The 9,307-nt window shown below is 36.5% G+C and carries 8 protein-coding genes and 3 pseudogenes; 7 read left to right on the plus strand and 4 right to left on the minus strand.

Features of this window, described 5'->3' with window-relative positions; all coding sequences use genetic code 11:
- Positions 1-169: 169 nt before the first annotated feature.
- Positions 170-571 (plus strand): annotated as a pseudogene (locus tag A9G37_RS13180) (DDE-type integrase/transposase/recombinase); the annotation flags it as partial.
- Positions 563-664 (plus strand): integrase core domain-containing protein, encoded by a 102-nt coding sequence (locus A9G37_RS13540; RefSeq protein WP_081297626.1) that lies wholly within the window; start codon positions 563-565, stop codon positions 662-664. The pseudogene A9G37_RS13180 and the gene A9G37_RS13540, both read left to right, overlap by 9 nt.
- A 35-nt stretch (positions 665-699) precedes the next feature.
- Here the strand turns inward: A9G37_RS13540 and A9G37_RS05785 are convergent, their stop codons facing one another.
- On the minus strand, positions 700-1,209 hold the full coding sequence (locus tag A9G37_RS05785) for a hypothetical protein (RefSeq protein ID WP_141671086.1): 510 nt from the start codon (positions 1,207-1,209) through the stop codon (positions 700-702).
- A gap of 292 nt (positions 1,210-1,501) precedes the next feature.
- A pseudogene (gene glyA, locus A9G37_RS12175) lies at positions 1,502-1,633 on the minus strand (serine hydroxymethyltransferase); the annotation flags it as partial.
- A gap of 222 nt (positions 1,634-1,855) precedes the next feature.
- On the opposite strand from glyA, the gene A9G37_RS05790 reads away from it, so the two are divergent.
- The 5 genes from A9G37_RS05790 (at position 1,856) to A9G37_RS05805 (ending at position 6,887) form a co-directional block, all read left to right on the plus strand.
- Entirely contained in the window at positions 1,856-2,782 is a 927-nt protein-coding gene (locus A9G37_RS05790; protein WP_034915208.1) for a TIGR01212 family radical SAM protein, read from the plus strand.
- A 15-nt stretch (positions 2,783-2,797) separates the two neighbouring features.
- A complete protein-coding gene (locus A9G37_RS13545; RefSeq protein WP_162162668.1) occupies positions 2,798-3,082 on the plus strand; it encodes a DUF2645 family protein in 285 nt (94 codons plus the stop codon).
- 240 nt (positions 3,083-3,322) lie between these two features.
- Positions 3,323-4,447, plus strand: coding sequence for a glycosyltransferase family 4 protein (locus tag A9G37_RS05795; RefSeq protein WP_034915205.1), 1,125 nt, complete (start codon positions 3,323-3,325; stop codon positions 4,445-4,447).
- Positions 4,440-5,243: a lipopolysaccharide core heptose(I) kinase RfaP gene (gene rfaP, locus A9G37_RS05800; protein WP_065574901.1), complete on the plus strand. Its 804-nt coding sequence runs from the start codon at positions 4,440-4,442 to the stop codon at positions 5,241-5,243. Before A9G37_RS05795 ends, rfaP begins: the two co-directional genes overlap by 8 nt.
- A 15-nt stretch (positions 5,244-5,258) precedes the next feature.
- A complete protein-coding gene (locus tag A9G37_RS05805; RefSeq protein WP_034915198.1) occupies positions 5,259-6,887 on the plus strand; it encodes a DUF2813 domain-containing protein in 1,629 nt (542 codons plus the stop codon).
- A 92-nt stretch (positions 6,888-6,979) separates the two neighbouring features.
- Here the strand turns inward: A9G37_RS05805 and ettA are convergent, their stop codons facing one another.
- Positions 6,980-8,647: an energy-dependent translational throttle protein EttA gene (gene ettA, locus A9G37_RS05810; RefSeq protein WP_034915195.1), complete on the minus strand. Its 1,668-nt coding sequence runs from the start codon at positions 8,645-8,647 to the stop codon at positions 6,980-6,982.
- Between the two features lie 339 nt (positions 8,648-8,986).
- A pseudogene (locus tag A9G37_RS13185) lies at positions 8,987-9,307 on the minus strand (integrase core domain-containing protein); the annotation flags it as partial.

Raw genomic sequence — 9,307 nt, forward strand, 5'->3', positions numbered from 1 at the left:
CACAGACCGGCATTTACGCTGGGGCTTTCCTAAATGCTTTAATCGTATCAGAAAGCTCGGCTATCAATGGAACCATAAGCGTGTTTATCGGGTGTATTGTGAATTAAAGCTTAATCTCAGAGTAAAGCGTAAAAAACGCATTCCTCCACGATGCCCGGAAAAGCTATTTGTGCCTAATAAACAAGGTGAATGTTGGTCAATGGATTTTATGAGTGATAGTAGCCGTAATCAACGTCGCTTTAGGACATTCAATGTCATCGATGACTTTAATCGTGAGGCGTTAGGTATTGATATTGCAGTCAGCTTACCAGCAGGAAGGATTACCCGTTACTTAGATAAACTGGCCGAATATCATGGATATCCATTAAAAATACGGGTCGATAATGGGCCAGAATTTACAGGAAAAACCTTTATAAACTGGGCTAAATCACATGATATAGCCATTGATTATATAAAGCCCGGTAGCCCTTATCAAAATGGTTATATTGAACGATTTAATCGTACCTATCGTACTGAAGTACTTGATTTATATCTTTTTAACAACTTAGCGCAAGCAAGGTGAATAACCGAAGAATGGCTAACGATTTATAACACCGAAAGACCGCATGAGGCATTAAATAACATGACACCGATTGAGTATAAAACACTAAAACAAGCAGCTTAATTTTCTACGTGAGTTGTGTACTAAGTTTGGGGCATTTACATTGGCTCACCATACTGCGTAGCTAAATTCCCTCCAGTACTACTTAAAGTTACCTTATAAGGTGCATTACATATATCTAATGCATCACTACGATTAATGGTGTTGCCATCTTTATCCGTTATTGCTAACGATATACTTCCTAATGCAGTAACTCCACTTGCTCCCTGTCCATCTCCATCATCATCTCCCCATTTACCTTGGGTCACTAAATCATTTATATTTATTGAGTCGCTTGATGGCGGGACTATCATTTCAATATTAGCCAAAGTATCCCCTATATTCGGTAACTTGATTGGCGCTGTCGGTGATGAAGAATTATTTTGCAATGTAAATGTTCGACCATCTGATAACTTAATACCTAATAAATCCTCTGTTTTAGTCACTTTAGTAACACCGCCATCAAAGGTTAAATAAGGCGCAGTACCGTGAATGCGCTCAGAAGTTGTGGCTGATAATGCCTGCGATTCTAAGGAGTACGGCAATAACAACAACGGCACTAATGCCAATGGGATTTTTAAAGATAGTTATTGTGAATAATTTCGATGATAATTCGAGTGATAATTGCGATGATATAAATGAGTTTCGTGTAAAAACTCGTCGAATAGGATTATTTGATAAATTTGAGACATAGGTTTGCTTGTGCCTAAAATGGTACTACATTTTGCTCCTCCTGTCAATTAATATTTTGTTTTATTTCGATTTTTTATAATTATCCGCTTATTTAATAAGCTTATCTTTCTAAAGCGATTAAAGTATAGCCGCTTAAGAAATAGTTGGCTAGTTTTTTGGCGGAATTTTTTGTAAAGAAATGTAAATAAATTTAAAGAAACATTTAGCACGATCAATTGTCAATTTTTCAACAACATCAACATATTCACAACCACTGTAATAACGTTTACCAGAATAACCTTCAGCATATTTATTGGTGAGTTACATGTTAACTCCTAGTTATTAATCGCAACAAACCTTAAACGTTGTCGTATACTACAGTATAAAAAAACAACACTAATTATCCTTACTTAATCAGCGCTCAATTTCAATCTTTTTTTGAGTTATAAAAAATATTTATATATTGTTGAAATGTAGTATTATGGATAGGATATGGCTTACAAGACATATTGATAAAATAATTAAAATTTTATTTGGTTTATAATGCAACTTCATTTAGTCGTTAATACATTTGGTTCCGATTTACAACGTCGCTATGGCGAAAAGATCTATAAACTTACTTTACATGGTGGCTTTAGCTGTCCCAATCGAGATGGCACTATTGGTCAAGGTGGTTGTACTTTTTGTAATGTTGCCTCAATCATTGATGAATCTATTCAGGTTAAATCAATTTCTGAGCAATTAACTTCGCAAGCCCAACAAATGAAAAAATCTAAACGATACCTTGCTTATTTTCAGGCTTATACCAGCACCTACGCCGAAGTTGAAATTCTAAAAAATATGTATGAAGAAGCCCTGAATAGTGCGGAGATTGTTGGGCTTTGTGTTGGTACTCGCCCTGATTGTGTTCCTGATGAAGCGCTTGATTTGCTTGCGCATTATCAATCCAATGGCTATGAAGTTTGGTTAGAACTTGGTTTACAAACTGCTCATAACAAAACCTTACACGATATTAATCGAGGGCATACTTTTGATGATTATTATCAAACCGTACAAAAGGCACGCAAGCTTGGCATTAAGGTCTGTACTCACTTAATTATTGGTTTACCCAAAGAAACCAAACAGGATAATTTTATAACTCTTGAGCGTGTACTTGAAAGTGGCGTGGATGGTTTGAAACTGCATCCTTTACATATTGTTGAAGGCAGTATTATGGCAAAATCTTGGCGAGCTGGGCGGATTGCTGTATTGTCATTAGCTGAATATGTCGATATTGCTGGTGATATCATTCGCCAAACTCCAGCAAATATTTTGTATCATCGCATATCAGCTAATGCCAGAAAACCAACTTTACTCGCCCCTGATTGGTGTGAAAACCATTGGCAATCGATGAATGCCGTTGATCACAATTTACGCCAGTTTGGTGCTCAAGGTAGTGCTATTGGTGATAGTTACTTTTTTAAATCATAAGTGGATTTAATGATTATGAAAAAGGGCATTCTTTCATTTATCTACTTTGTCCTTTTATTAATAATTATTAATTTATTTTCAACCGATAAATATGAATGGATGATTTTTACAGATGATCCAGACAACTTTTGCACGTTACCATTAGGTGGAAGAAATAGTGAGGACGTTTTTCTTATCCTTACCATTCCCTTAATTTTGAGTTTATTTTTTATCAAAAATAGAAAAATAAGATATATCTATTTGTCCCTTGCTATTCTTTATTGTTTTTGGTCATTCTTTTTACGTTTTCAATGGTGTTAACAATTTTATTTAAAATTATTATAGCTTGGGAGATTATCAATAGCGCAACGCACCCACACTAAGAATAAAACAAAACTATAATGGTATAGACTCTTGAATTATTTTTACAAATGACAGTATGCTTAATCAACTGTCACAATGAGCAAAACTTTCTAGCAAATTTGGTTTTATAAAAATCAAACTTTGCACCCAAATAAATACTAAGTATATAATACTCCTTTCAAACTTGAGACAATCTGCATGCAACTGGCTTTTTGTATTTATAAATATTTTCCTTTTGGTGGTTTGCAACGTGATTTTTTGCAAATAGCTAAAGCTTGTCAAAATCGAGGACATAATGTTCGTGTTTATGTCATGGATTGGCAAGGCGATGTACCTTGTGGGTTTGACATTATTTGGGTACCTAAAAAGGGCTTATCCAACCATAGCCGTAATCAATCTTATTACCGTTGGGTGAAAGCTCATTTACAAGCAAATCCTGTTGATTGTGTGGTTGGCTTTAATAAAATGCCTGATTTGGATGTTTATTTTGCGGGTGATACTTGTTATGCCGAAAAGGTGTCACACAAGGGCTTTTTATATAAATGGTCAAAACGCTGTAAGCACTATTTAGCTTTTGAAGATGCAGTATTTAATCAACAAAGCCACACTAAAGTTATGGTACTAACAAAACAGCAAATTAGTGACTTTGAGCGCTATTACCATACTGATCGATCACGCTTTTACCTATTGCCACCCGGTATTGCGCAAGATCGTCAATATCATTCCCAATCAACGGCTAAAGGTAAGCAATTTAGGCAAGCCAACCAAATTGATGAGCACAATTTTGTTATTGTGCAAATTGGATCAGATTTTAAGCGTAAGGGAGTGGATCGTTCTTTAACCGCCATTGCCGCACTACCTTGCGATTTGAAGCAAAAAGTGACTTTTTTAGTGGTGGGGCAAGATAATCCCGAAGCTTATCAAAAACTGGCTAAGCAACTCGGCATTGAGTATCAAGTCCGTTTTTTTGCAGGGCGTAATGATATCCCTGACTTTTTATTTGCGGCAGATTTGCTATTGCACCCTGCAAGGCAAGAAGCAGCCGGTATGGTGCTTATTGAAGGGTTAGCCGCTGGGGTGCCGGTGATTGTGTCAAGCATTTCGGGCTATGCTTATCATATTGATGATGCCAATGCTGGTGTTGTGCTTGATGAGCCTTTTGTACAATCGGCGCTAAATGAGGCCTTGCAAAATGCTATAACAAATCACGATCAGTTATTAACATGGCATCAAAACGCAATACATTATGGTAAAACCGCTGATTTATACCATTTAGCACAGCGTGCCACAGAGATTATTTTAGGTTGTGATAATCATGAATGAAATTAAGTTAAAATCGCCTTTTGAGCAGTTATGGGCTGATAAAGATCCCTTTGCAGAAGTTGAGTTAATATCAGGCAAAGTCTATCGAGCGGTTAAGCAACGTAAGACGTTGAATTTTGAGCTTGGTGGCGAATCATATTTTATTAAAATTCATCGAGGCACCACAGTGAAAGAGATTGTTAAAAATCTTATTTCGTTACGTTTGCCTGTTTTGGATGCTAAGCAGGAATGGAATGCGATTGAGCGTTTGGAGCAAGTTGGCGTTAATACGATGGATGGGCGAGCATTTGGTCGTAAGGGGCTAAATCCGCTGACTCGTCATTCATTTATTGTGACCAAAGATCTTAACCCGACTGTGAGTTTAGAAGATTTTACTAAGCCATGGTTAACTAACCCACCTAGCTATCATATAAAGCGTTCTTTAGTTATTTATTTGGCAAAAATGGTGGCTCGAATGCATGCCGCTGGGGTTAATCATCGTGATTGTTATTTGTGTCACTTTTTGCTTGATATTCTGCTTTTTGAAAATCATCAGCAAATAAAATTATCGGTGATTGATTTACACCGAGCTCAAATCCGTAAAACCGTTCCTGTTCGTTGGCGTGATAAAGATTTAATTGGGCTTTATTTTTCAGCCATGAATATTGGGCTAACTGATCGTGATATTTGGCGTTTTTTGAAAGTGTATTTTAATCAACCTTTAAAAACGATTTTGCGTAATGAAGCTAAGTTAATTACTAGTACGCATCAAAAAGTTGAACGAATTCGTAAAAGGACAGAAAAGTATCATCTTTAACAATAAGGATACGCTATGTTTATTGAACAAATTGATATTTCCGGATTTAAAGGTATTAGTCAACTATCTTTAAAATTAAATGCAAGTTCTAGCGTACTAATGGGTGAAAATCGTTGGGGGCGGTCAAGTTTAATCAGCGCTTTGCAATTGTTATCACTAGATAACACATTTTACCAATTTGTCGATTCCGATTTTTATCATGATCAATACCAATGTTATGGCGATAATATTATTATTAAAATCACTTATTGCCAATCACACTTACATGAATTAAATAATCAAGATTATCAACCATTACGCTCGGTTTCGTATCAATCACACCAAGATAATCTGCATCGTATCACTTATCAAATTTCTGCCAATAAACAAAATAACCAAATTATAACACAACATAAATTGCTCAATGCACAAGGCAATCCTTTTAATATAGAAAACGAAAAATTATTAATTGCAACATTAATCAAACTAAATCCAGTAATGACACTTAAAAACGCAATTAATCCAGAGCAATTAACTGTTACTAACGAACCATTATCCGAACACTACATTAGCCAACTTTCAAACCAACTAAAAGCCCATTCAGCCGAATTAACCCAAGATGAATTAGCTCGAGGCCTACAAGCCGCACGCTCATTATTAGAGTATTATTTTGTCGATCAAGCACACCGCAATCATTACAAACAAAAAAATGCCAAAAGTACACCAAGAGCAGAAGATTGGAATGTTTTGGAACAAATTAATGATGTATTGGATAATCTTGATAATGATTATTTACGAACGGTATTTTTAGGAGTTTTCGGCTCTATTATTGATGCTAAAGGGAATTATTCACTTTCACAAAGTTCAATGCCTATTTTAATTTTAGAAGAGCCTGAAAGTTTGTTACATCCAATCATTTTATCCGTTGCATTTCGCTTACTAAAAAACTTCCCTACACAAAAAATTATCACGTCTAACTCAAGTGATTTGGTATCGTTATTTTCATTAGAACACCTTTATCGTTTAATTCGTCTGCCAGATAAAATTATTGCCAAATACATTGAACCTTATTTATTAAGCGTTAGTGATAATCGTCGTATTGCGTTTCATATTCTTTATCGCCGATCAAATGCCTTATTTGCACGATGTTGGTTGTTAGTCGAGGGCGAAACCGAAGTGTGGTTGTTACGTGAACTAGCAGAACAAAGTGGTTATCATCTGAGTTCAGAGGGAGTTCAGCTTATTGAGTTTGCTCAGTGTGGTTTAAAACCGCTTATAAAATATGCCAATAAAATGGGAATTCATTGGTATGTAATTACCGATGGGGATATGGCGGGTAAAAAATATGCCGATACGGTAAAATCGTTATGTGGTGAAGATAAAAATCCTAATGATTACTTAACGGTTTTACCTGCGCGAGACATTGAAAACTTTTTATTTAAACATGGTTTTAGTCATGTCTATAAACTTGCCGCTTATAATACAACACAGCATATTGATCTGCCTGTACATCAAATTATTCAAAAAGCAATTCATAAAAGTTCAAAACCTGATCTTGCGATTGCCATTTGTGATGATGCAAAATCACGTGGTATAAACGCTATACCGCGTTTGCTAATGGATACTTTTTCGAGAATTATTAGTTCATCTAAAGGGTTAGTTTAGATAATTACATTTTGAAAAATATTTAAAATCGCTATCAAGAAGATAAAACAATTCCGCCAATATAAATCGGCGGAATAAAATAAAAATTAATTCTATTTGGAGATTCGTTTATATTTAGCACGTTTAGGCTCTAATGCTTCAGCACCCAATGTGCGCTTTTTCCATTCTTCGTATTCGGTAAAGTTACCTTCAAAGAATTCCACATGTCCTTCGTCTTGATAATCCAAAATATGGGTCGCAATACGATCTAAGAACCAACGGTCATGTGATATCACTAAAGCACAACCCGGAAACTCTAATAATGCGTTTTCAAGCGCACGTAACGTTTCAACATCTAAATCATTGGTTGGTTCATCGAGTAGTAATACATTACCACCCACTTGCAATAATTTAGCTAAATGTACACGCCCACGTTCACCACCTGAAAGTTCACCTACACGCTTTTGCTGATCAACACCTTTAAAGTTAAAACGACCAACATAAGCACGACTTGGTATTTCAAAATTACCAATACGCATAATATCTTGACCGTTTGAAATTTCGTCCCAAACTGTTTTTTTGTCGTCCATACTGTCACGGAACTGATCAACTGATGCAAGTTGCACTGTTTCACCCAAAGTAATCGTGCCTGAATCAGGTTGTTCTTTGCCTGATAGCATTCTAAATAGGGTTGATTTCCCTGCTCCATTTGGACCAATAATGCCAACAATTGCCCCTTTAGGAATACTAAAAGATAAGTTATCAATCAGCACACGATCACCATACGATTTAGTTAGATTGCTTACTTCAATCACTTTATCGCCTAAACGCTGTCCAGCTGGAATAAAGAGCTCGTTAGTTTCGTTACGTTTTTGGTAATCGTTACTGTTGAGTTCTTCAAAGCGAGCTAGGCGGGCTTTGCTTTTTGCTTGGCGCCCTTTCGGATTTTGTCGTACCCACTCGAGTTCTTTTTCGATCGATTTACGACGTGCCGATTCGGTCGAGGCTTCTTGCGCTAGGCGCTGATCTTTTTGTTCAAGCCAAGATGAGTAGTTGCCTTCCCATGGAATGCCTTCACCACGGTCAAGTTCTAAAATCCAACCTGCAACGTTGTCTAGGAAGTAGCGATCGTGAGTTACTGCAACAACCGTACCTTCGTAGTCATGTAAGAATCGTTCTAACCATGCTACCGATTCGGCATCTAAGTGGTTGGTCGGTTCATCCATTAATAACATATCAGGCTTTTCAAGTAATAATTGACAAATTGCTACTCGACGGCGTTCACCACCTGATAAATTTTCAATTTTCGCATCCCAATCTGGCAAACGTAGTGCGTCAGCGGCTCGCTCTAACTGGTTATCCAGATTGTGAGCATCTTGCGATTGAATAATGGCTTCAAGCTCCGCTTGTTCTTTGGCTAATTTGTCAAAATCGGCGTCAGGATCAGCATAAGCGGCATATACTTCATCTAATCGAGCCAATGCTTGTTTAGCCTCACTAACCGCTTGCTCAATGGCTTCACGCACAGTTTGTTTAGGATCTAATTTCGGTTCTTGGGGTAAATAACCAATTTTAATATCAGGTTGTGGGCGTGCTTCGCCTTCAATTTCGGTATCAACACCCGCCATAATTCGTAGTAAAGTGGATTTACCCGCTCCATTTAAACCGAGTACACCAATTTTTGCACCCGGAAAAAAACTTAAAGAAATATCTTTTAAAATATAGCGTTTAGGGGGAACAATCTTCCCTACGCGATTCATGGTATAAACATATTGCGCCATAAAACATCATCCGTTAATTTTGTTTAAAAATAGCAAACCATATCAGTTGCTATATAATTGATGGCATATATTGTAATGATTCTGAGCATCGGGTCTAGGGTTATTTTTGAGAATATAGGTAAATCAATATTCGCTATACACAAAACTTAATGTAGGACTTGTATATGCATATTCATGCTTCGCCACAATGACCATAATGGTAACGGTTAAAAAATAGGAATAATTTCTAATCTAACGCCTACGCTTTTAAGAGGGTACACATACCGACACCATCTCTGGAAATCAAAAGATAGACATAATGTAAATGCCCCAAACTTAGTACACAACTCACATAGAAAATTAAGCTGCTTGTTTTAGTGTTTTATACTCAATCGGTGTCATGTTATTTAATGCCTCATGCGGTCTTTCGGTGTTATAAATCGTTAGCCATTCTTCGGTTATTCACCTTGCTTGTGCTAAGTTGTTAAAAAGATATAAATCAAGTACTTCAGTACGATAGGTACGATTAAATCGTTCAATATAACCATTTTGATAAGGGCTACCGGGCTTTATATAATCAATGGCTATATCATGTGATTTAGCCCAGTTTATCTAAGTAACGGGTAATCCTTCCTGCTGGTAAGCTGACTGCAATATCAATACCTAACGCCTCACGATTAA

This window comes from Gilliamella sp. GillExp13 (assembly GCF_001690815.1).
GTDB lineage: Bacteria > Pseudomonadota > Gammaproteobacteria > Enterobacterales > Orbaceae > Gilliamella > Gilliamella bombi.

Coding starts and splice junctions, on each gene's coding strand:
- A9G37_RS05790 (WP_034915208.1), top strand. CDS start 1,856: ATGCAACTTCATTTAGTCGTTAATACATTTGGTTCCGATTTACAACGT.
- A9G37_RS13545 (WP_162162668.1), top strand. CDS start 2,798: ATGAAAAAGGGCATTCTTTCATTTATCTACTTTGTCCTTTTATTAATA.
- A9G37_RS05795 (WP_034915205.1), top strand. CDS start 3,323: ATGCAACTGGCTTTTTGTATTTATAAATATTTTCCTTTTGGTGGTTTG.
- rfaP (WP_065574901.1), top strand. CDS start 4,440: ATGAATGAAATTAAGTTAAAATCGCCTTTTGAGCAGTTATGGGCTGAT.
- A9G37_RS05805 (WP_034915198.1), top strand. CDS start 5,259: ATGTTTATTGAACAAATTGATATTTCCGGATTTAAAGGTATTAGTCAA.
- ettA (WP_034915195.1), bottom strand. CDS start 8,647: ATGGCGCAATATGTTTATACCATGAATCGCGTAGGGAAGATTGTTCCC.